General features: G+C 63.2%; 20 protein-coding genes. 11 read left to right on the top strand and 9 right to left on the bottom strand.

The genetic code is table 11. From position 1 onward, the window contains the following. Positions 1–2: 2 nt before the first annotated feature. Both ACTNBZ_RS06810 and trhA read right to left on the bottom strand, forming a co-directional pair. A complete protein-coding gene (locus ACTNBZ_RS06810; protein ID WP_441208919.1) occupies positions 3–866 on the bottom strand; it encodes an aldo/keto reductase in 864 nt (287 codons plus the stop codon). 118 nt (positions 867–984) lie between these two features. After that, a complete protein-coding gene (trhA, locus tag ACTNBZ_RS06805; protein WP_441208918.1) occupies positions 985–1,746 on the bottom strand; it encodes a PAQR family membrane homeostasis protein TrhA in 762 nt (253 codons plus the stop codon). A gap of 196 nt (positions 1,747–1,942) precedes the next feature. On the opposite strand from trhA, the gene ACTNBZ_RS06800 reads away from it, so the two are divergent. The 4 genes from ACTNBZ_RS06800 (at position 1,943) to ACTNBZ_RS06785 (ending at position 5,767) form a co-directional block, all read left to right on the top strand. After that, entirely contained in the window at positions 1,943–2,482 is a 540-nt protein-coding gene (locus ACTNBZ_RS06800) for a ferritin-like domain-containing protein (protein ID WP_441208917.1), read from the top strand. Between the two features lie 118 nt (positions 2,483–2,600). After that, positions 2,601–3,308 (top strand): NPCBM/NEW2 domain-containing protein, encoded by a 708-nt coding sequence (locus ACTNBZ_RS06795; protein WP_441208916.1) that lies wholly within the window; start codon positions 2,601–2,603, stop codon positions 3,306–3,308. 256 nt (positions 3,309–3,564) lie between these two features. Next, entirely contained in the window at positions 3,565–4,290 is a 726-nt protein-coding gene (locus ACTNBZ_RS06790; RefSeq protein WP_441208915.1) for an NPCBM/NEW2 domain-containing protein, read from the top strand. Positions 4,291–4,501: 211 nt separating this feature from the next. Further along, positions 4,502–5,767, top strand: coding sequence for a replication-associated recombination protein A (locus tag ACTNBZ_RS06785; protein WP_441208914.1), 1,266 nt, complete (start codon positions 4,502–4,504; stop codon positions 5,765–5,767). A 60-nt stretch (positions 5,768–5,827) separates the two neighbouring features. Here ACTNBZ_RS06785 and ypeB read toward each other — a convergent pair whose 3' ends face one another. The 5 genes from ypeB to csaB form a co-directional block, all read right to left on the bottom strand. After that, a complete protein-coding gene (ypeB, locus tag ACTNBZ_RS06780; protein WP_441208913.1) occupies positions 5,828–7,195 on the bottom strand; it encodes a germination protein YpeB in 1,368 nt (455 codons plus the stop codon). Positions 7,196–7,307: 112 nt separating this feature from the next. Beyond that, the gene (locus ACTNBZ_RS06775; protein WP_441208912.1) at positions 7,308–7,961 is read right to left on the bottom strand and encodes an HAD family hydrolase; all 654 of its coding nucleotides are present in this window, start codon (positions 7,959–7,961) and stop codon (positions 7,308–7,310) included. Between the two features lie 66 nt (positions 7,962–8,027). After that, the gene (locus ACTNBZ_RS06770) at positions 8,028–9,056 is read right to left on the bottom strand and encodes an anion permease (RefSeq protein WP_441208911.1); all 1,029 of its coding nucleotides are present in this window, start codon (positions 9,054–9,056) and stop codon (positions 8,028–8,030) included. Between the two features lie 55 nt (positions 9,057–9,111). After that, positions 9,112–10,197 (bottom strand): glycosyltransferase, encoded by a 1,086-nt coding sequence (locus ACTNBZ_RS06765; RefSeq protein WP_441208910.1) that lies wholly within the window; start codon positions 10,195–10,197, stop codon positions 9,112–9,114. Between the two features lie 35 nt (positions 10,198–10,232). After that, positions 10,233–12,464: a polysaccharide pyruvyl transferase CsaB gene (gene csaB, locus ACTNBZ_RS06760; RefSeq protein WP_441208909.1), complete on the bottom strand. Its 2,232-nt coding sequence runs from the start codon at positions 12,462–12,464 to the stop codon at positions 10,233–10,235. 146 nt (positions 12,465–12,610) lie between these two features. Here csaB and ACTNBZ_RS06755 point away from each other — a divergent pair, with 146 nt between their 5' ends. Then, entirely contained in the window at positions 12,611–13,132 is a 522-nt protein-coding gene (locus tag ACTNBZ_RS06755) for a DUF4330 family protein (protein ID WP_441208908.1), read from the top strand. A gap of 76 nt (positions 13,133–13,208) precedes the next feature. Continuing rightward, positions 13,209–13,760, top strand: coding sequence for a phosphatase PAP2 family protein (locus tag ACTNBZ_RS06750; RefSeq protein ID WP_441208907.1), 552 nt, complete (start codon positions 13,209–13,211; stop codon positions 13,758–13,760). Between the two features lie 42 nt (positions 13,761–13,802). Here ACTNBZ_RS06750 and ACTNBZ_RS06745 read toward each other — a convergent pair whose 3' ends face one another. Further along, complete coding sequence (locus ACTNBZ_RS06745; protein WP_441208906.1) at positions 13,803–14,984, bottom strand: M20 family metallopeptidase; 1,182 nt, start codon at positions 14,982–14,984, stop codon at positions 13,803–13,805. A 216-nt stretch (positions 14,985–15,200) separates the two neighbouring features. Here ACTNBZ_RS06745 and ACTNBZ_RS06740 point away from each other — a divergent pair, with 216 nt between their 5' ends. Beyond that, complete coding sequence (locus ACTNBZ_RS06740; protein WP_441208905.1) at positions 15,201–16,526, top strand: MATE family efflux transporter; 1,326 nt, start codon at positions 15,201–15,203, stop codon at positions 16,524–16,526. 767 nt (positions 16,527–17,293) lie between these two features. After that, a complete protein-coding gene (locus ACTNBZ_RS06735) occupies positions 17,294–17,971 on the top strand; it encodes a TVP38/TMEM64 family protein (RefSeq protein ID WP_441208904.1) in 678 nt (225 codons plus the stop codon). A 71-nt stretch (positions 17,972–18,042) separates the two neighbouring features. Here ACTNBZ_RS06735 and ytvI read toward each other — a convergent pair whose 3' ends face one another. After that, positions 18,043–19,095 carry a sporulation integral membrane protein YtvI gene (gene ytvI / locus ACTNBZ_RS06730; RefSeq protein WP_441208903.1) on the bottom strand — a complete coding sequence of 351 codons (1,053 nt, stop codon included), beginning with the start codon at positions 19,093–19,095 and terminating at the stop codon, positions 18,043–18,045. A 173-nt stretch (positions 19,096–19,268) separates the two neighbouring features. Here ytvI and ACTNBZ_RS06725 point away from each other — a divergent pair, with 173 nt between their 5' ends. From ACTNBZ_RS06725 to ACTNBZ_RS06715, 3 genes are all read left to right on the top strand, one after another. After that, a complete protein-coding gene (locus ACTNBZ_RS06725) occupies positions 19,269–19,712 on the top strand; it encodes an ACT domain-containing protein (RefSeq protein WP_441208902.1) in 444 nt (147 codons plus the stop codon). Positions 19,713–19,751: 39 nt separating this feature from the next. Next, positions 19,752–20,963: a homoserine dehydrogenase gene (locus ACTNBZ_RS06720; protein ID WP_441208901.1), complete on the top strand. Its 1,212-nt coding sequence runs from the start codon at positions 19,752–19,754 to the stop codon at positions 20,961–20,963. Between the two features lie 128 nt (positions 20,964–21,091). Then, positions 21,092–22,318 carry an aspartate kinase gene (locus tag ACTNBZ_RS06715; protein ID WP_441208900.1) on the top strand — a complete coding sequence of 409 codons (1,227 nt, stop codon included), beginning with the start codon at positions 21,092–21,094 and terminating at the stop codon, positions 22,316–22,318. The last annotated feature ends 38 nt before the right edge of the window (positions 22,319–22,356 follow it).

Below are 22,356 nucleotides of genomic sequence, written 5' to 3'. Positions count from 1 at the left end.
TCTCAGTTCAAATAGACCCGTTCCCGGTCGGGGTGCTCGCCCGACCAGCCAACGGGGGGCATGGTGTCCAGCCGGTGCAGGTCCCCGGCGGACAGGGAGAAGGAGAACAGGTCCTGATTCTCCTTCATGCGCGGCAGGGAGGAGGATTTGGGCAGCGGGATCACGCCCTTCTCCACCGCGTAGCGCAGGCAGATGCGGGCGGGGGAGACCCGGTATTTGGCGGCCAGCTCCAGGATCAGGGGGTCCTCCAGCACCCGGGAGCGGCCTATGGGGCTCCAGGCCTGCACCCGGATGCCGTGGGCCTGACAGTAGCGCACCGCCGCCTCCTGGGTGTGGCCGGGGTGGAATTCCAGCTGGTCCACCGCCGGGGGAACGGAGCCATGCTCCAGAAGGTTCTCGATATGGTGGGGCAGGAAGTTGCTCACGCCGATGGCCCGGACCTTCCCGGCGGCATAGAGCTCTTCCATGGCGCGCCAGGTCTCCAGGTCCAGGGCCTGCCAGTCCCGGCAGTCCGGGGCGGGCAGGGGCCAGTGGATGAGGTACAGGTCCAGATAGTCGGTCTCCAGGTTGTCCAGGGTGCGCCGGAAGGCCTCCAGCGTCTGATGATAGCCCATCTCAGCCTTCCAGACCTTGGAGGTGTAGAAAAAGTCGGAGCGGGGCACTCCGCTCTCCCGGACGGCCTGGGCCAGATAGGGCTCGGTGCCGTAGAAGGAGGCCGTGTCGAAGCTGCGGTAGCCCGCCTGGATGGCGGTGCGGATGATCTCCGCGCTTTTTCCGTCCGCCGCCTTGTAGGTGCCGAAGGCCACGCAGGGGATGCGCACCCCGTTGTTCAGGGTATAGCAGTCGTTGATGTGTGTCAGTTCCATGCGCTCCTCCATTCCAAATGATGCTCTATTGTATCACACCGCCCTGTTCCTGTCCACCGTGCCCAGACACGGAAACGCCCCCGCCGGGCTGTGCCCGGCGGGGGCGTTCTTGTGTGGATCACAGAAAAGCCACCACGTGGTACATCAGGACAAAGTGACAGACGCTGCCCAGCAGGATAAAGACGTGGAAGATCTCGTGGCAGCCGAAGCGGGGATTGTTCCGGCCCGGCCATTTGACGGCGTAGAGTATGCCGCCCACGGTGTACAGCACGCCGCCCGCCAGCAGCCAGAAGAAGCCGGCAGCGGGGAGGACCCGCAGCAGGGGATAGAGGGCGATGACTGCCAGCCATCCCATGAAGAGGTAGAGCCCGGCGGAGACCCAGCGGGGGGCGGTGATCCAGCACAGGGCCAGCACAAGCCCGGCGGCGGCCAGCAGCCAGATCACGGTCACCAGCGTCCAGCCCCAGGCGCCGCAGGTCCGCAGGGGAACCAGACAAATCGGAGTATAAGACCCGGCGATGAGGAAGCAGATGGAGCTGTGGTCATACTTGCGCAGGGCGATGCGGCCCTTCACGCCGGTGTTGAGGCAGTGGTAGAGGGTGCTTGCCGTGTACAGCCCCACCATAGACAGCCCGTAGATCAGGAAGGAGGCCATATGCCATCCGTCCAGCCCCAGCCGGAAGCACCGCAGCAGCAGGGCAGCGGTGCCGATGACGGCCAGGACCGCCCCGATGCCGTGGGTGATGGCCGACCAGGGCCGCAGCCCGTCATAGGGGTCCCGGCCCTTTTCGTGGGCCAGCCTGTGAGCCCGGTCCTTCCGGGGCCGGGGATGATAATAGAGATCGCCGGAGCGGGCGGGAAGCGTGTGTTCACAGTTCATAGCAGTCACCTGACATTGAAATGGATTTGCCCTTTGGCTGCTCTTAGTATACCACTCATGACTAGATATAGTCAACAGAATAAAAAGATATAATTATTAAAATTAGATTACAATTTTTTACGGATCTCACAGGGATAGCAGGGGACGGCAGTGCATAGAGTGGAGGGAAAACAACGCGGGAAAGGAGCGTGGGAAGATGGAGATCGTACCATGCGGCGGCCCCTGCCGGTCGCCGGAGCCATATCCGGAGGTGCGGGCCCAGGGCCGGGACGGGCGGTATGCCCGGGCCATGCTCAGCAACATGGGCGGGGTGGTGTCCGAGATGTCGGCGGTATCGCTCTACTTTTATAACCACCTGGTCACCACCGGCGTGCCCGAGGCGGCGGCGCTGTTTCATGAGGTGAGCATCGTGGAGATGCACCATATGGAGATCTTCGGGACACTGGCATTGCAGCTGGGGGCCGATCCCCGGCTGTGGAGCGTACAGCGTGGGCGGCGGATGTGGTGGAGCCCCGAGTACAACCAGTATGTCCGGAAGCTGGGACCCTTATTGCAGGAGGCTATCCGCGGCGAGCAGGCCGCCATCCGCAAATATGAGAGCCAGCTGCGCTGGATTGGGGACGAGAACATCCGGGCCAACCTGCGGCGCATCCTCCTGGACGAGCGGCTTCATGTGGAGGCCTTCGAATGCCTGCGGCGGCAGTTTGTGTCCGGATCGGGCGGGGAGCATATTTAGTTGGACATCCGAAATAAAATGCAGTATAATAAAAAAGCCATACAAAATGCGGCGGCCGGGCCCGCTCCTTTACTCTCCCGGGCTCCGCGGAAATTCAAAAGAGAAGGAGAATCCCGCGATGAAAAATGTCCGTACCTTTCTGGCAGGCGCTCTGTGCAGCGCCCTGATCTTCGCACTGGCCACCCCCGCCGGGGCCGCCCTGGCCGCCAAGACCATCAAGGTCTATACCGGCATCGACATCTATCTGGACGACGCGAAATTCAAACCCACCGACGCCAACGGCCAGCCGGTGGAGGCCATCGTGTACAACGGCAGCACCTACCTGCCCCTCCGGGCGGTGGCTGAGGCCGTGGGCAAGCCGGTGTACTATGACGCCGCCACCCAGAGCGCCTATCTGGGCAAGCACGCCTCCAACACCCCCTCTGTCTATCTGAAGGATATGGACTATTTCAGTGTTTCCACAGATACTGCAGGATACCGTCTGAAAAATCCGGTGGATGTGACGGACAATCTGGGGGCTGCTCACCATGAGGCCATCGTGGTGGGATACAACTTTGATGCGGTCTATAAGCTCAACGGCCAGTATTCAGCCTTTACTGGCGTCCTGACCCGCGCCCAGCAGGACAGCGCCTCTAACAATAAGGGAGTGTTCCGCGTCTATGGTGACGGAAAGCTGCTCTACAGCTCTCCTGAGATGACCAAGGATCAGGAGCCGGTGGATTTCCATGTGAATCTGACCGGCGTGCTGGAGATGAAGATTGAGTATGAGACCAGTTATTATAACATGCAGAACTGCTACCTGTGCGAGGCTGGCCTGTATACCTGATCCTTCCTGCCTTTGACCCGGATCCCCGGAGCGCTGAAACGGCGCTCCGGGGATTTTTTGCCCGCGGACGGAAAAGAAGAACAGAAAAAGCCCTGCTTCACCGGAAACAGGGCTTGATGCACGAAAATGGTTGCATTTGGAAATTATATGCGCTATAATGGGGGCGGAAAGCAAAAAATGCGGCAGCACGCCGGGGGCAGGCGCGCTCCCCTGCCGCTGCCGCAGTGGGAACCAAAACAAAAAGGAGAGATGAACCATGAAACGCACGCACAATATCCGGGGCTTCCTCACCGGCTTCCTCGCCGCTGTCCTGATCTTTGCCCTGGCCACCCCCGCCGGGGCCGCCCTGGCCGCCAAGACCATCAAGGTCTATACCGGCATCGACATCTATCTGGACGACGCGAAATTCAATCCCACCGACGCCAACGGCCAGCCGGTGGAGGCCATCGTGTACAACGGCAGCACCTACCTGCCCCTCCGGGCGGTGGCTGAGGCCGTGGGCAAGCCGGTGTACTATGATGCCGCCACCCAGAGCGCCTATCTGGGCAAGCACGCCTCCGACACCCCCTCTGTCTATCTGAAGGATATGGACTATTTCAGTATTTCAAGCCAGAATGCAGAGCGCATCCTGAACAAACCTCAGGATGTGACTGACAACCTTGGGGACACGCATTATGGGGCCATCCTGATGGATCGCAGCTTTAACGCGGTCTATAAGCTCAACGGTCAATACTCCGCGTTTGCCGGCACTCTGGCCCGCAGGCAGCTGGACAGCGCGAGCCAGCTTACAGGTGTGTTCCGTGTTTATGGAGACGGCAAGCTGCTCTATACCTCGCCTGAGATGAGCCAGGATCAGGAGCCGGTGGATTTCCATGTGAATTTGAACGGTGTGCTGGAGATGAAGATCGAATACGAGACCAGACAGACGGCAGTGTCCTTTGGACTGAAGTGCGGTCTGTGCGAGGCTGGCCTGTATACCTGATCCTATTGGTGGTCGACACAATCCCCGGAGCGCTGAAACGGCGCTCCGGGGATTTTTTGCCCGCGGGGCAGGCGGCCCGTCCGGCGAGGACAAATTCCCCGCCCGCAGGCGGGAAAAACCACCGGCGCGCCCCCTTTACGGACACTCGAACATGTGTTAGAATATAAAAACACATTGACGCGCTATTTTACCGTATGAGGAGGTGTCTGCCATGACGTACCGCCCTTTGGCGGACGAGATCCGGCCCGCCAGCCTGGACGAGGTGGTGGGACAGCGGCATATTCTGGGAGAGGAGGGCCTGCTGCGGCGGATCATTGAGAGCGGCAGCATCCCCAATCTGATCTTCTACGGCCCCTCAGGCACCGGAAAGACCACGGTGGCCAACATCATCGCCAGGCGGACCAACCGGCCCCTCCACCGGCTTAACGCCACCACGGCCTCCATCTCGGATATCAAGAACATCATCGCCGACATCGGCACCATGCTGGCCCCCGAGGGAGTGCTGCTCTATCTGGACGAGATCCAGTACTTTAACAAAAAGCAGCAGCAGTCCCTGCTGGAGTTCATGGAGAACGGTAAGATCACCCTCATCGCCTCCACCACCGAAAATCCCTATTTCTATGTGTACAACGCCGTGCTTTCCCGGGCCACGGTCTTTGAATTCAAGCCGCTGGAGGCCGCCGACGTGACCCCCGCCATCCTCCGGGGCCTGCGGCTGATGGAGGAGCGCTCCGGCGAGGCTCTCCGTTGGGAGGACGGTGTGGTGGAGCACATCGCCCAGGCCTGCGGAGGGGACGTGCGCAAGGCCATGAACGCGGTGGAGCTGCTGGTCAACTCCGCCCGGCGGGAGGAGGGCGGCCGCTTCATCGCCCGCGCTGACGCCGAGACGGCAGCGCAGCGCTCCGCCATGCGGTACGACCGGGAGGGGGACGATCATTACGATATCCTTTCGGCCCTCCAGAAGTCCATCCGGGGCTCCGACCCCGACGCGGCCTGCCACTATCTGGCCCGGCTACTGGTGGCGGGGGATCTGGTGTCGGCTTGCCGCCGGCTGATGGTCATCGCCTGCGAGGACGTGGGCCTGGCCTATCCCCAGATCATCCCCATCGTCAAGGCCTGCGTGGACGCGGCCAATATGCTGGGTCTGCCCGAGGCCCGTATCCCCTTGGGGGACGCGGCGGTGCTCATGGCCACCGCCCCCAAGTCCAATTCCGGCCACATCGCGCTGGACCTGGCCATGGCCGACGTAAAGGCGGGCAAGACCGGAGATTACCCCCGCCACCTCCAGAATAAGCACGCCGACTCGGCGGGCATGGAGCGGGAGCAGGGCTATCTCTATCCCCATAATTTTCCCAACCACTGGGTGGACCAGCAGTACCTGCCCGACGCGCTGGCGGGACGGAAGTACTACGAGTATGCCGAGAACAAGACGGAGCAGGCCGCGAAGCGGTATTGGGACGAGATCAAAAAGAAATAAGACGGGGAATGTCACGATAGACCAAGAGCCGGCGCGGATACCGCGCCGGCTCTTTTTCTGTCACAGCACCAGCGTGCCGTTTTCATCCTCCAGCAGGATGAGGATGCGCTCCTGGGCGCCGGTCTGGCCGTTGACATAGAGGATATAGTGCTGTCCGTCGTCGTTTTCACACTTGAATTCATGGCAGAGGACCTCGTTCTCGCCGAAAGTGGGGATGATGGCCAGCCGGTGGGAGAGGACGCGCAGCCCATCGGTGACCATGGTCTGGGCGTTGGACAGGGAGACCGCCGGGGCAGCCGGCTGCCGCTGCTGGTGGTTCATCAGGTAATTCCCGGCCTCCAGCCCGATGATAGAGCCGCTGTCCAGCGCCACCGTCACCTTGATCAGATCGGGGTAGCAGAGGACGCCGTTCTCCTCCGGGGCAAAGTTGATGGTGAGGGCGTTCCCCTGGTCGATAAAATAGGTCTCGGTCAGGTCGGGATAGCCGTTGCGGGAGAGAAAGTCCCGGGCCCTGGACACGGCTCGCTCCCGTGAGAGGACTGCCGGGCCCAGGGGCCGGTCGCTGAGGACCTCCAGCACCTGGCCGCCCTGCTTGGTGACCTCCACCCACAGCGTCCCGCCGTCCACCGCCGCCGAGAAGCTCCAGGTGGGGATGCGTCCCGCCCCATCGGACTCCGGGGTGAAGAGAGCGGGAGAGAGCCCGAAGAAGGCGGCGGCTCTGGCCCGGGCTTCGTCCCGGCTCACAGCCTCCGCGCCCTCCAGCATCCGGGGAGAGCGGTCTGCGATGTGGTCGGAGAAGGGGCCGTCATAGATGAGGGTGGGCAGCTCAGGGAACTCGTGCTCGATCTCCTGGAAGGAAGAACCGGCAGTGTTGGGCGCGCCGTCCTCAGTGGCCCGGGACAGCCGGCTCTGGGCCTCGTCCAGATCCTCCAGGGACACAGTCCCGGCGTACAGGTCGGTCTCCAGGGCATGCAGGGTCTGAGAGAGGGAGGAGGCCTGTCCGGACAGGGCGCGGAGGGTCTCCCGCTGCTCCCCGGAGAGCCCCTGCCCGGCGCAGCGGGAGAGGGCCATGGCATAGTCGCCGGTTTTGGCCAGAAAGGCGGCGGTCTGCTCCAGCTCCACATTTCCGTAGGGAAGAGAGCCCAGGGCGGTCTGGGCGGAGAGCGCCTGGCTGAAGGCGTCGGTACACAGGGAGGAGAGCAGGGTGGGCGAGGTGGCGTATACTCCCTTCTGCAGCGCGGCATCCAGCCCGGAGACCGAGGTGGTCAGCTGGGCAAAGGCGTATTCATAGGTCTTGTCCAGCAGGCGGCGGTACCGGTTGGCCTGCATCCTGCCCTGTATGGCGAAGCCTGCCAGCACCAGTACGCCGGCAGTGAGGAAGCTGACCAGCCGCACGCGGGCACGGGTATTCTGGAGATGAACGTTCATAGCAAAGCGCCCCTTCCTGATAAGTGCTCTTATTGTGCGCAGGAATGGGGCGTTTTTTCATAGCTGGTCGGTGAAAATTCCGGATACGCTGGAAAAAATCACTGATAAATCCCTATTCTCCGATGAGCAGCTCGAAAAGCTGCGCGGGGCTGTCCGCAATGCGTGCGGCCCCGTGGGCCTTGAGAAAGGGAACGTCCCGAAAGCCCCAGGACACCGAGATGCAGTCCATGCCGGCATTGCGGGCGGTGTCGATATCCACGTCGGAGTCACCGATATAGACGGCCCGGGAAGCGGGGAGGTCCAGCTCCCGCAGAGCGGCGAATACCGTGTCCGGGGCGGGTTTTTTCCGCACTGAGGACGACTCGCCGATGGCCACGGGGACCCGGCCGCCGAAGTAGCCGGCGCACAGCTCCTTCACCGCCCGGTCGAATTTGTTGGAGACCACCGCCACGGCGCAGCCTGCGGCGTTCAGGCGGTCCAGCAGGTCCGGAATGCCGGGGTAGGGAGCGGTTTTGTGCCGCATATTGGTGAGATAGTGGGCCCGGAACGCTTCCAGACAGCGCTCCTCCTCCACGGCGGGAGTACCCCCGGGCACCGAGCGGTGGATGAGCAGGGCCACCCCGTTGCCCACGAACTGCCGTACCTCTTCCCGGGAGCGGGCGGGATAGCCGCAGGCGGCAAGGGCATGGTTGACGCTGTCGGCCAGGTCGTCCAGGGTGTTGAGCAGGGTGCCGTCCAGATCAAAAATGGCGGCTTCATAGCGCATGGTGATCACTCACTTTCCCGGCCATGATAGCACAGGGAGGGCCGGGATGCAAGAGAAAGCCCCTTATCAGCGCAGCAGCCACATCCGCACCAGCACAAAGCACAGGGCGCCGCAGCCGGGGAAGGTGAAGAGCCAGGTTAGCAGGATGGAGCGTGCGGCGGAGCGGCTGGCCCGGCCGCCCAGGGCGGTGCCCGCCCCCAGGATGGCGGCGGTCTTGGTGTGGGTGGTGCTCACCGGCAGGCCCAGAAGGGTGCAGGCCAGCAGGGCCGCCCCGCCCCCCAGGTCGGCAGCGAAAGCGGCGGCGGGGGAGAGGGGGACCAGCTCCCGGCCGATCTTCTCCACGATGCGGCGGCCTCCCAGCAGGGTGCCAAGGGCCATGGTCATGGCGCACAGCAGGATGAGCCAGAGGGGGAAGTCTAGCACATCGGGCTCCCACCGGCCCCGGGAGAGGGCGGAGCCCAGCAGAAAGACCCCCAGGAATTTCTGCCCGTCCTGGGCCCCGTGGAGAAAGGCCATGGCGGCGGCGGAGCCTATTTGTCCGGCACGGAGAGCGGCGGAGGGCAGGGGATTGCTGTCCAGAAAACGGGCACACCGGCGGCCCAGCCGCTGCCCCAGCGCCAGGGAGAGGGCAAGTCCCAGCAGCACCCTCCCCCAGGGGCCGGCACGGAGGTTGGACCATCCGCCGGGCAGGGCCAGAGCCGCCCCGGCCAGAGCGGCCAGCAGGGCGTGGCTCTCACTGGTGGGGATGCCGAACCACCAGGCCGCCGTAGCCCACAGGGCCACGGCACAGAGTGCGGCGCACAGGGCGGCGCAGGCCACGTGGGGGTTCCGGCCGAAGTCGGCGGCGCCGCTCACGGTCATGGCCACGGCAGGACACCAGAGGGCGGCGCAGGACACGCCGGCCAGGTTGCACAGGGCGGCCATGGCCACGGCCCGCCGGAAGGAGATCGCGCCAGACGCCACGGCGGTGGCAATGGCGTTGGGCGCGTCGGTCCAGCCGTTGACCAGGATCACCGCCAGCAGCAGGAGGCTGAAGAGCAGCAGCGCCGGATATTGCGATAATGCGAGGAAAAAGGCCGGCATGGACAGAGACAAAAAACCACCCCCGCCGTATTGTACGGCGGGGGCGGCGGGATTAGCACCGGAAATATCAGAAAAGGCCGATGGTGGTGAGGATGCGTTCCACCTCCTGGGCCCGGCGGGACCAGGAGCCGGCCTCCCCATAGGTCCGGCGGCGCTCCCGGGCCCAGGAGCCGGTCTCGGCCAGGGCGCTGCCGCAGAGCTGGGAGAACTCCGCCGGGGAATGGGCGCCGTAGATCACATCGGGGAAGGGCTCCACCTGTCCGGGGGCAAGCATGGATACGATGGGCTTGCCGGTGGACAGGTATTCAAAGATCCGGGGCGGGAGCACGTCGTTATCCGGGCTCTGGCTGCGGAGCAGGCTGAGGCACACGTCGAACCGGCCCAGATACTCGGGCAGTTCTATCAGGCGTTTTTCTCCCAGAAAGCGGACGTTGGGCAGTTCTTCCAGCCGGTGGAGGAGGGGATTGTGTTCCCGCCGGCCCACCAGAAGGAAAACGGCGTCAGGATGCTCCCGGGCGGCACGGAGGAGGGGCGACAGATCCAGGTCCCGCCAGAGGGTGCCGGAGTAGCCCAGCACCGGTGCGTCCAGTCCTGCCAGTTCCAGTGGGATCTCCAGATCCGTGCGGCTGAACATGGAGTAGTTGGCGCCGTTGGGCAGCAGGGCCACATTGTCGCTGCAGGGGGAGAGGTGGTCGGCCAGCTCCGGCGAGGCGGCAAAGGCCACGTCGGCGGCCAGAGTCAGGTCGCTCTCCCAACGGTCGGGGAGGTGGGACCAGTCCCGGGCACAGTCGTAGACGATCCCCCGGCAGGGCACCCGGTCCAGAAAGTGGACGGCCCGGGGGGTGGAGCACCAGAGGATAGGCTCCCGGAAGCCGTGGAGCTCCATGGCCCGGCAGATGAACCGGCACAGCCTGCGCTGGTTGGACTGGAAGAGGAGACGGTTGTGCTCCTCCGCCTCCAGCACCGGAGGGAGGGTGTAGACCATCAGGCCGGGGCGGACCCGGCGGCCCGGTTTTTTGTAGCTGTCGTCCCCGCGGCGGGCGGGGGGCGCGAAATAGAGGATCTGAACGTCCCTGAGCCGGGCCATGAGCTGTTGGGTCCGGGTGGGGACGGCGGCCCAGGGGGTGTCGGAAATACAAAGGAGCTGTTTCAATCAAAGGACCTCCGGAGGCAGAGATGGGGCGGCGGTCAGGAGGGCAGGCCCAGCAGGCGGGCCGCCGTCTCGGAATTGCGGTGTTCCACCTGGCGCAGGCGGTCCACCCCCTCGGTGAGAAAGACGCGGTCCTCCATCCGGGCGCAGGCGGCATCGATCTGCCCCTTGAGCCGCTCCAGCGTCAGATCGGAGAGGTCGGTGTACAGGTCCTGCCCGATGTAGGAGAGGAAGGAGCTGATCTTCTGGTCATACACCACCCCCACCAGGGGAACACCCTGGCTGGCGGCAAAGACCAGAGCGTGGAGGCGCATGGAGACCACCACCTTCATCCGGGCGAAAAGGCCGATGGTGTGGGCGGAGCTGCCGGTGCTCTCCACGATGTGGAAGGGACAGGCGAGGGAGGCGGTAGCCTGGCGGATGGCGCCCAGGTCCAGCCGGCTTTCGATGGGGAGAAAGACCGGGGTGAGGCCGTAGGTCTCATAGGCATAGGCGGCGGCCGCGGCAAAGATATCCGCTTTCTCCTGGGTGAAGCCGGGCCAGGGCCGGAGGGTGAAGCCGATGTAGCGGCCCTGGGGGTCCAGCCCCTCCCGCTCCAGAATGCCGTCCACCACCGGAGCGGGCGCGGCGGGCAGGATGACGGTGGGGTCGGCGGAGAGGATGATCTCCGGCGCGGTGACCCCCATGTCCCGCAGCTCTTCCCGGGAATGGGTGTCCCGCAGGGTGATGGCGTCCACCCGCTTCTGCAGGACCCGGGCGGCCCGGAGGCGGTTGGCCCGGGAGCGGATGGGGCCGATGCCGCAGCCGTACATGAGCACCTTGTTGCCCAGACGCTTGGCCGCTGAAATGGTGAAGAGGTAGAAGAACAGGGAGCGGTGACTGGTCACGTCCTGCATCAGAGAGCCGCCGCCGTTGATGTAGAGCCTGGTATGGGCCATCCGGCGCAGGAACCGGGGAAAGTTGAAGGTGTAGATGGAATTGACCCGGTAGGTGAGCCGGGTGCTCTCAGGATTGCGGGAGAGCACCCAGACCGGCAGGTCGGGGTCCAGCTGCCGCAGCTCGGCCACGATGGCCTCCAGAATGGCGTCGTCGCCGGCATTGCCCCGGCCGTAGGCCCCGCAGACCAGCACCCCGTCCCGTTTGCCGTGCTTCCGCTCCTGGCGGCGGAGGATGGTCTCGTAGATGGAGAGCTGCCGCTGGATGGTGGCCTCCAGGGAGAAATCGTCGTTGGCCTTCTGGTAAAGCCGCTGGCCCAGATGCCTGCGGAGGGTGGCGTCGCTGGCCAGGGAGACCAGGTGCCTGGCCAGGGCATCGGCGTCTCCGGCGGGGAAGAGCAGGCCGGTGACCCCGTCCTCAATGAGATAGGGCACGCCGCCCACCCGGCTGGCCACGGTGGGCAGCCCCGCCCGGGCCCCCTCGGTCAGGGCGTAGGGAAAGGTCTCGGACAGGGAGGTGAGGGTGTTGATGTCCAGTGCGTTGTAGAAGCTGTCAGTGTCCGAGATCCAGCCGGCGAAGCAGACCTCCTTCTCCACCCCCAGGTCCCTGGCCAGCTGGCCCAGCATCTGCCGCTGCTCACCGTCGCCGGCGATGAGCAGGCGGAGCTGGGGGCAGGTCTGGTGGGCCTTGGCAAAGCCGCGGATGAGAGTAGCGATGTCCTTCACCGGATTGAGCCGGGCGGCGATGCCGGCGATGACGCAGGAGTCGTCGGCCTCCAGTCCCACCGAGCGCAGGTAGGAGGCGCGGTCCATGGGCACGGGCCGGGGTGAGAAGTCCAGGCCGTTGTAGATGGTAAAGAGCCTGTCCGGGTCAAAGCCCCGGGAGATGAGCAGGTCGGTCATGGCGTCCGACACGCCGATGCGGTAGTCCAGCAAACGCAGGGCCACGGTGTTGGTGGTTCCATAGATCAGCCGGGCCAGAGGGCGGCCCAGATAGTCCAGCCGGTAATCCGAGTGGACGGTGGTCACCACGGGCAATCCGGTGGAGCGCCGCAGCAGGGCCCCCATCAGGTTGCCCCGGGCGCCGTGGCAGTGGATGATCTGATAGCCGCCGTCCAGGATGAACTGCCGCAGCCTCCGGCAGGTGGAGTGCGGGTTGCGGCCGGGAAAGATAACGGTGGGAATGCCCAGCTCCCGGGCCTCCTGGGCGAAGGGACCGTCCATAAAGCAGACCATGGTCACGTCGATGGTCCTGGCCAGGTTCTGGAGCAGGCTGTGGACGTGGGTCTTGGCGCCGCCGCTGTCGCCGCCGCTGATGAGATGAATGACTTTCATGGGGAGACCTCCCAAAGAAAAAAGACTTGTTCCGCTGCTGGAAGTATGATACAATATCCAAGACCCCGTGGCCTGTACAGGAACGGGATACATGGTCTATTGTACACCATATTTCTGTCAATTGACAACCTCGGAGGCTGCAAAAGATGTTAGACGAAAAAGGCAGACTGTTTGGAAAGATCAATATCGTGGACCTGATCGTCCTGATCCTGCTGGTGCTTATCGTGGCGGTGGTGGGCCTGAAGCTGCTGGGTAAGAACGGGACCCTTCCCGGCGCCAGCGGAAGCAGTGCCAAGATCACCTATACCGTCCAGGTCAACGGCGTGTATCCGGAGGTCTATGAGAACCTGCGTGAGTATGTGGAGCAGGATGGCGGCGACCAGCTGATGGCTTCGGGCAACATGCTCTCCGGCTATGTGGTGGGCGTCATGTCCGCACCTCATGACAACAGCGTGAGCATTCAGTCCTCCACCGGCGCGCTGGTGCTGCCCATGGCGGATCATCTGCTGGACCTGACCTTTACCATCGAGGCCAGGGTCCCCAACCGGGATCTGAACGAGGTGGGCACCCAGGAGGTGCGCATCGGCAAGTCCCACACCGTCAAGACCACCCATTTTGAGCTCAACAACGGCGTGATCACCGACTGCAAGTGGGAAGACGTCAAGTAAAGAATCACGGGAGACAGGGCGGGGGACGATCCCCCGCCCTTCCGTATTTTCCACAGAATAGAAGGGAAGTGACCCAATGCCCGATTGGCTCCAGGCGCTGGACGGCGCCATCCTGCTCTGGCTGCAGGAGACGGTGCGCGGCCCGCTGCTGACAGTGTTTTTTACCTGGTATACCGCCCTGGGCAACGCGGGGCTGATATGGATCGTGCTCTCCCTGGGGCTGCTGTGCTTCCGGAGGACCCGGCGGGCGGGAGCGGCCTCGCTGCTGGCACTGATGATCGGGGCGCTGTGTACCAATGTGATCCTCAAGCAGCTGGTGCAGCGGCCCAGGCCCTGGCTGATGGTGGAGGGGCTCGTCCACATTGTGGAGACCGGCGACCCCAATTCTTTCCCTTCGGGCCATACCACCGCCGCCTTTGCCGCCGGCGTGGCCTGGTTTTGTACCCTGTCCCGGAGGGGCTGGCGCCTCGCCGCTCTGGCCGCCGCTTTTTTGATGGGCTTTTCCCGGCTCTACGTGGGAGTCCACTATCCCAGCGACGTGCTGACCGGGGCCCTCATCGGCACGGTGAGCGCCCTGGCGGCGCTGGCGCTGCTTCAGGTGTGGGAGAAAAAGCGGAAGCTGGAATAGTACAAAAATGCCCGCCGGTCACGGCGGGCATTTTTGCAGTTGCTATTCTTCCAGTCCCACCAGGGCAGACTGGGCCAGCAGGGCCGCGCCCAGAGGGAGGGCATCATCGTCGGTCCTGAAGTGCTCGTTGTGCCAGCAGGGGTTGGGCTGGCCGGGGAAACCGGTGCCCAGCCAGTAGAAGAAGGCGGGCACGTCCTGCCCAAATACGGCGAAGTCCTCAGAGCCCATGTCGCCCCGGGGCTGGACGATGTTCTCCTCGCCAAACACGGCGGAGGCGGCTTTCCGGGCCAGCTTTACCATTTCGGGCTTATTGTCGGTGACGGGGACCTCGGGGATGAACTTCACGTCACACCCGCACTGGTAGGAGGCGGCGATGCCTTCGGCCAGGTCCTTCAGCCGGTTTTGGGTCTTTTGGATGACGGCGTCGGAGTGGGCCCGGATATCGCCGGTCATGGTCAGGGTCTCGGGGACAAAGTTTTCCGGTGTGCCGGCGTTGATGGAGAAGACAGCGCAGACCAGAGGCTCCTGGGGGTCGGTGTTGCGGCTGACGATGGTCTGGATCCCGTTGACGATGGCGGCGCCCGCCACGATCACATCCACGCACTTGTGGGGGGAGCCGCAGTGGCCGGTGACGCCAGTGAGGGTGATGAAGAAGTGGGACTTGCCCGCCATCACCGCGCCGGGGATGACGGCCACCTGGCCGCAGGGGATCTCAGGCCGGTCGTGGAGGCCGAAGAGGCGCGCCGGGCGCTGGGGCAGCTTGTCCCAAAGACCGTGGGCCACCATGGCCGCCGCACCCTGGGTGATTTCCTCCGCAGGCTGGAAGAGGAAGACCACGTTGCCGCAGAGTTCTTCCCGCCGCCGGGCAAGCAGCTGGGCGGCACCCAGCAGGCAGGTGGTGTGGAAATCATGGCCGCAACCGTGCATCACGCCGCCGCACCCGGACACCACGCCATTGTCGGCGGGCTCCTGCTGCTCGATGGCGTCGATATCGGCCCGGAGAGCCACCGTGGGGCCGGGCTTTCCGCCCCGCAGGAAGCCCACCGCGCCGGTCTCCATACCCAGGTCGATGAGCTCGATGCCCAGGTCGGTGAGCCGCTCCCGGATGATGCCGGTGGTGCGGCGCTCCTCAAAGGCCAGCTCGGGATGGCGGTGGATATCGTCCTTGACGGCCTTGAGGGAGGGGTAGAGGGCTTTGGCCTCCTCCAGCAGCGTTGTATTCATAAAAAGACGTCCTTTCTGAGATCAGATAGTGGGCCTCCCGCCGGAGACGGGAGGGACGGCGGCCCCGGCCCGGGCCGGGTTCCTTGCGATTGCTGTCAAACTGTACTATAATACCAAAGGAGTTCTGTTTCAAGTGTCAAACCCACCGAACCTGGAGGGATTTATACGCATCAGTCTGGAAATGATTTTTCCCGTGGGAGCATCCCGCGCAACATTATGGGGCTGGCGCTGCCCATGACGGCGGCCCAGCTGGTCAATGTGCTCTACAACGTCGTGGACCGGATGTATATCGGCCGCATCCCGGGGGAGGGACGGCTGGCCCTCACCGGGCTGGGGCTTTGTCTGCCCATCATCTCCATCCTCATTGGCTTTGCCAACCTGTGCGGCGCAGGGGGCGCGCCCCTGTGCTCCATCTGCCGGGGCAGGGGAGAGGACGAGGAGGCCGAGCGGATCATGGGCTGCTCCTTCACGCTGCTGATGGTCTTCGGGGCGGTCCTGACCGTCCTTTGCCTGGCCCTCCGGCGGCCCATCCTGTACCTGTTCGGTGCCAGCGACGCCACCTTTCCCTATGCCAGGGATTATCTGACCATCTACCTGACGGGTACACTGTTCGTCATGGTGGGCCTGGGCATGAATCCCTTCATCAATTCCCAGGGCTTTGGCCGGGTGGGGATGGGTACGGTGACGCTGGGGGCGGCGGTGAACATCGCGCTGGATCCGCTGTTTATCTTTGTGCTGGATATGGGGGTCCGGGGCGCGGCGCTGGCCACCGTAATCTCCCAGGGGTGCTCGGCGGCGTGGGTGCTGCGCTTTCTCACCGGGAAGCACACTCTGCTGCGGCTGCGGCGGAGCGCCATGCACCTGGAGGCAGGCCGGGTGAAGCGTATCCTGAGCCTGGGCATGTCCGGATTCATCATGGCCCTTACCAACAGTCTGGTGCAGGTGCTGTGCAACGCCACCCTACAGGCGTGGGGCGGAGACCTCTATGTGGGCGTGATGACGGTGGTCAACTCGGTCCGGGAGGTCATCACCATGCCGGTCAGCGGCGTTACGCAGGGCTGCCAGCCGGTGTTGGGGTATAATTACGGTGCGGGAGAGCATGAGCGGGTGCGGCAGGGCATCCGCTTTACGGCGGCGGTGACCATGGCCTATTCTGCGGCGGTATGGCTGCTGACGCTTGCTTTCCCCGGGCCTCTCATCCGGATCTTCAACGACGACCCGGAGCTCATCGCCGACGGTATCCCCGCGTTCCGTATCTATTTTGCCACCTTCGGTTTCATGTCCTGCCAGTTTATCGGCCAGTCGGTGTTCGTGGGCCTTGGCCGGGCCAAAAGCGCGGTGTTTTTCTCTCTGCTGCGCAAGGCATTTATCGTGGCCCCCCTGACCCTTCTTCTGCCGCATTTATTCGGACTGGGCGTCAACGGCGTGTTCCTGGCCGAACCCATTTCCAATGTGGCCGGCGGCCTGACCTGCCTGCTGACCATGTACGTTACGGTATACCGCCGGCTGGGCGGCGGGAAAGAGGCGCGTCTCACCTGCTGATGACGCGCAGGATACGGTGAATATGCAGGATGTAAAAGTGCGCCGGCCATCGGGACGGCGCACTTTCACACGAAATAGAGGGAAAAATGAATAAAACAGTCCCATACAAGGACAAAGCGGCATGGAAGAGAACGACGCATATTACCGCGTTCATAAAAAGTTTGCAGTTTTGTCACAAACGGACTGCAAAATGGGGTTGCAACTTTACATAAAGAAGCGTATAATAGGCACATACGGAACGAAAGGAGGAAAGAATTATGATGTATAACGGTGTGTTCTACGGAACTGATATCGACGATCTCATCTTCGGCAGCGATGAGCAAGTCATCCGCAGTGAGCGGTAAACATGTGTGAGCGTCAAAAGAGAAGTTCCACACCGGCTGTCTGGTGTGGTCTTTTTGTTTCTGCAGACAGATCAGAAGAGTGGAAGTGAGTTGCGATGGACACAGGCGCGGACCAGAGCGGGTCGCGGGCGGCAGGGTAACGGGAGCGGTCCCGGTGCCTTGCCGCTTTTTGCTGTATTTCCTCCAATATTCAAAAAATCTTAAGGGAATCCTATGGATTCCTTTTTTCATGCGTGTTAGTCTAATACTAATTTCAAATAAAATGCTTTATTTGAAATCCCGCGTGCTGCGCACGCTGGTGCCGCACATGCGTGCGTCACGGCGTCTCATAAAAACCTGACGCGCTTTGCGCGATAAAAAGCTGTACAGCTTTTTATCAGGTTTTAGCATAAGAGAGAAATCCACGAATGGGAGCGAAACGGCATGAAACAGCATGGATGGAAACTGACACTGCTCTTGACCCTGCTTTTGGTAGGCGGGGGCCTGGGCTTTCTGTACGGCACCGGCTTTTTCCACGCGGCCCGGTCGCTGGAGGGGATGCGGGATTACATCCAGGCCTTTGCGCCTTTCTCCCATCTGATCTATTTCGTGGTGCAGCTCTCCTCCGTGATCCTGGCTCCCATCCCCAGCAACATCACAGCCCTGGCCGGAGGTGTGCTTTTCGGCGTGTGGGTCTCCTTCACGCTGACGGCTGCCGCTGTGATTTCAGGTTCGGTACTGGTATTTACATTGGCCCGGGTGCTGGGACGCTCTTTTGCCGACCGGCTGGTGAGCCGGCGGGTGTCGGAGCGCTATCTGGAGATCATCCGGCGCAAGCGGGATGTGTTTCTGGCGCTGGTGTTTCTCTTCCCCTTTTTCCCGGACGATCTGATCTGCATCCTGGCGGGGCTCACCGATATCCCTCTGAGGCGCTTCCTGGTGCTGGTGGCTCTGACCCGGCCCTGGGGACTGCTGGTGGCCTGCGCTCTGGGGGGCTCCGCCATTTATATCCCCCTCTGGGGCATGCTCCTCATCGGTCTGGCCGGGGTGTCCCTTTTTCTGGTGACGCTGAAGTACGGGGACAAGTGGGAGGCCGTGCTGTTGGAACGGTTCAAACAGTAAAGTGAAATGGCTTGTCATATGAGATGCGTATGGAAAGCACCGCTGTACAAAGGATATACAGCGGTTTTCCTTTACTTCCAAAGATGGATGAGACCCTGGTCGTGGAGCCCCTTGAGCAGGACGGCAGCCAGGGGAAAAAGGAGCATCCCTGCTGCACCGAAGGAGACGAAGCCGGCGTACATGGCGGTGAGGGCGGCCAGGGGCGGGAGACCCGCGTCCCGGCCTACCAGCCGGGGTTCCAGCAGGCTGCGGACCAGGGCCAGCACACCATAGAGCAGGAGCAGGCCCAGGGCGAAGAGAAATCGGCCCCGGAGCAGAGAAATTGCCGCCCAGGGCATCAGGACAATGCCCACACCCAGGACGGGCAGCGCATCCAGCACCGCGGTCAGAGCGGCGCACAGCAGGGCAAGGTCCACCTGCAGCAAAAGCAGGCCGGCGCTCAGAATGACGAAGGTCACCAGCATCAGCAACCCCTGGGCCCGCAGCCAGCCGGAAAAGGCTCCGCGCAGGATGGCGGCGGCCCGGGTGAGAAAGGGCCGCCACGCCTCCGGGATCTGGCGGCCCAGAAAGGCCAGCAGGGCGGGGCGGCCGGCGCTGGCGAAGAAGGTGGCCAGGGTGGTGGTGAAAAGAAACAGAGCCAGGGAGGGCAGCGCGGACGCCCAGCGGACCAACAGCTCCGCAAGACGGGCAGGGAGACGGCCTGCCAGGTCCAGTGCCTGTGCCGACAGTTGCTCCAGAGCCTGGTCCAGCGGGGCCCGGAGGGAGATGGGGACGGCCACCGACAACCGCTCTGCCACCCGCCGCAAACGGGAGAACAGCCCGTCCAGGCCGGAGACCAGGGCGGGGAGACGGCCCGCCAGGGCGGCCCCTTCCAGCCCCAGCCGCCAGAGGAGCGCGGCCAGGGCGCCGGTGAGCAGTATTGTGGAGAGCAGGGTGCAGATCCCGGCGGCCACACGGCGGGAGAGGCGCCGGGAGAGAAAACGGACCGGGCGCTCCAGCAGGGAGGAAAAGGCCAGCGCCAGCAGCAGAGGGAGAAAGCAGGGGACAAGCCATCGGAGCGCCGCCAGCGCCAGTACGGTCAGGGCCAGGCGGAGGGCGGCCCGGATATACCTTTTTTCGGGCAAAACGGGGACTCCTTTCTGAGCATCTGGCGGATTCGACGGAAAAAACAGGCCGGACTGCTGGGATATTGGCCATTCCGTCATCAATTCCAAGGTTGCATCGCGCAATTTACTGTGCTAAAATGGAGTACATCACATGAACAAATGACTTTCAGGCAAGGACATTGGAGGGGAACATGTTGGGCAAGACACCAAACTATTTCATCGTGGACGCAAAGGCGCTGCCCGAGATCTTTCTCAAGGTGGCAGAGGCCAAACGGATGCTGGAGATCGGCGAGGTGAACACCGTCAATCTGGCCACCCGCCGGGTCGGGATCAGCCGCAGCGCTTTTTATAAATATAAGGATGCGGTGCGGCCTTTCAACGACATGCTCCACGGGCGGATCGTTACCTTCCAGATCCTGCTGAAGGACGAGCCCGGGGTGCTGTCCGCAGCGTTGAATATTTTTGCCCAGAGTGGCGGGAATATTCTGACCATCAACCAGGCTATCCCGGTCAACGGCTGCGCGGCGGTGACCATCGGCGCAGAGACTTCCGGACTGGAGGTCTCACTGGAGGAGCTGCTGGCCCGGGCGCTGAACGTGGATGGCGTGGTGCGCTGCGAGATTCTGGCAGGTTGATGCAGACGCCCTGAAAGACGGAACAAAGGAGAGAGCATTATGGTAAATGTGGCGATTTTGGGCTATGGCGTGGTAGGTTCCGGCGTGGCCGAGGTACTCACCGAGAATGCCAATCAGATCGGACGGAAGGCGGAAGAGGATATCCGCCTGAAATACATCCTGGACGTGCGGGAGTTCCCCGACAGCCCCTTCCAGGACAAGTTTGTCCATGATTTTTCCGTTATCGAGAGCGATCCTGAAGTGGACATCGTGGTGGAGACCATCGGCGGCGCCCGGGTGGCCAAGGAGTTTACCGAGCGGGCCCTGAAGGCGGGCAAGAGCGTGGTGACCTCCAACAAGGAGCTGGTGGCCGAGCACGGCTATGATCTGCTCCAGCTGGCAGAGGCGCATGGCGTCAGCTATCTCTTCGAGGCCAGCGTGGGCGGCGGCATCCCCATCATCCGCCCGCTGAACCAGTGCCTGGCCGCCAACGAGATCGAGGAGATCTGCGGCATCCTCAACGGCACCACCAACTATATCCTCACCCGCATGATCCGCGCGGGATTGTCCTTTGAGGCGGCGCTGAAGGAGGCCCAGCGCAACGGTTATGCCGAACAGGACCCCACCGCCGATATCGAGGGCCATGACGCCTGCCGCAAGATCTGCATCCTGTCCTCTCTGGCCTTCGGCCGTCACATCTATCCCCGGCAGGTTCCCACCCAGGGCATCACCAAAATCACCCTGGCCGATGTGGCCTATGCCGAGTCCTGCGGGCACAAGATCAAGCTGCTGGGCCGCAGCGTCCGCCAGAGCGGCGGAAAGCTGTGCATCTATGTGGCCCCCCACCTGGTGAACGGGGAGAATCCCATGGCCGGCGTGGAGGACGTGTTCAATGCCATCACCGTCCGGGGCAACGCCGTGGGCGACGTGATGTTCTACGGCCGGGGCGCGGGCAAGCGGCCCACCGCCTCCGCCGTGGTGGCCGACGTGGTGGATGCCGCCAAGCACCGCAACACCAAGAAGTACCTTCACTGGGGCGCGGGCGCCGAGGACGCCGTGGTGTCCACCGACGTGCTGGAGAACAGCTGGTACGTGCGCATGACCGGCAGCGTGGAGGCAGTGAAGGGCGCCTTCGGAGAGGTATCCTTCCTGGCCCGCTCCGGCGCGCCGGAGGGGGAGATCGCCTTCCTCACCGCGTCCATGAGCGAGCCCGCCCTGAATGGGAAGCTGGCGGAGTTGGGCGAGGCCCAGTCCGTGCTGCGGGTGCTGTAAGGCCGGGACGGACCGGCCGTGCCGGGCCGTCATAAGATGTAGAGAGAACGAGGGCGCAGTCCCCCGGACTGCGCCCTTGCTATGGGAGAATGGCTCTCCACTCTGATTTTAGGGGGTACATAGATACCATGGGACTCATTGTACAAAAATTTGGCGGGTCCTCCGTCGCTGACGCGGATAAGATCCGCAACGTGGCCCGCATCATCACCGAGACCTACCGCCGGGGCCACAATGTGGTGGTGGTCCTCTCCGCCCAGGGCGATACCACCGACGATCTGATCGCCAAGGCCGCGGAGATCAACCCCAAGGCCTCCAAGCGGGAGATGGATATGCTCCTGTCCACCGGCGAGCAGGTCTCCTGCGCCCTGTGCGCCATGGCCATTGAGGGTATGGGCTATCCGGTGGTCTCGCTCACCGGCTGGCAGGCCGGGGTAAAGACCAATTCGGCCTACGGCAACGCCCGCATCAAGCGCGTGGAGCCCGAGCGCATCCTGGCTGAGCTGGACCGGAGGAGCATCGTTATCGTCACCGGCTTCCAGGGCCTGAACAAGTACGACGACATCACCACCCTTGGCCGGGGCGGCTCGGACACCTCGGCTGTGGCTCTGGCCGCCGCCCTCCATGCCGACCTGTGTCAGATCTATACCGACGTGGACGGCGTCTACACCGCCGATCCCCGCCACGTCAAGGGCGCCAGGAAGCTGGATGAGATCACCTTTGACGAAATGCTGGAGCTGGCCAGCCTGGGCGCCCAGGTGCTCCACAACCGCTCGGTGGAAATGGCAAAGAGATACAACGTCAATCTGGAGGTCCTCTCCAGCTTCTCCGGCCGGCCCGGTACGAAAGTCAAGGAGGTTACAAAGAACATGGAAAAAGCATATGTCAGCGGCGTGGCCAAGGATAAGGACATCGCCCGCATCGCCGTCATCGGCCTGGCTGACGAGCCCGGCATCGCCTTCAAGGTGTTCTCCATGCTGGGCAAGGAGCGCATCAACGTGGATATCATCCTCCAGTCCATCGGCCGCGACGGTACCAAGGACATCAGCTTTACCGTGGGCATCCAGGACATGGAGCGCACCAGACAGCTGCTGGAGGAGCGGAAGGAAGCCCTCCACTTCGACCATGTGGACGTCAGCGACTCGGTGGCCAAGGTCTCCATCGTGGGCGCCGGTATGGTCAACAGCGCCGGCGTGGCCTCCCGTATGTTCGAGGCATTGTGCAACGCGGGCGTCAACATCAACATGATCTCCACCTCTGAGATCAAGATCTCCGTGCTGGTGGACAAAAAGGACGCCGACCGCGCCGTCCAGGCCATCCACGACCACTTCTTCAACATGTTCGGCAGCAACAATTGATCCGGGATGAAAATGACAAGAGGCCCCGCCTGCGCATG

It is taken from the genome of Pseudoflavonifractor sp. HCP28S3_F10 (genome assembly GCF_052065415.1).
Classification (GTDB): Bacteria; Bacillota; Clostridia; order Oscillospirales; family Oscillospiraceae; genus Pseudoflavonifractor_A.
Note: the sequence above shows the minus strand (reverse complement) of the source record. Positions and strands in the feature narration are given on the sequence as shown.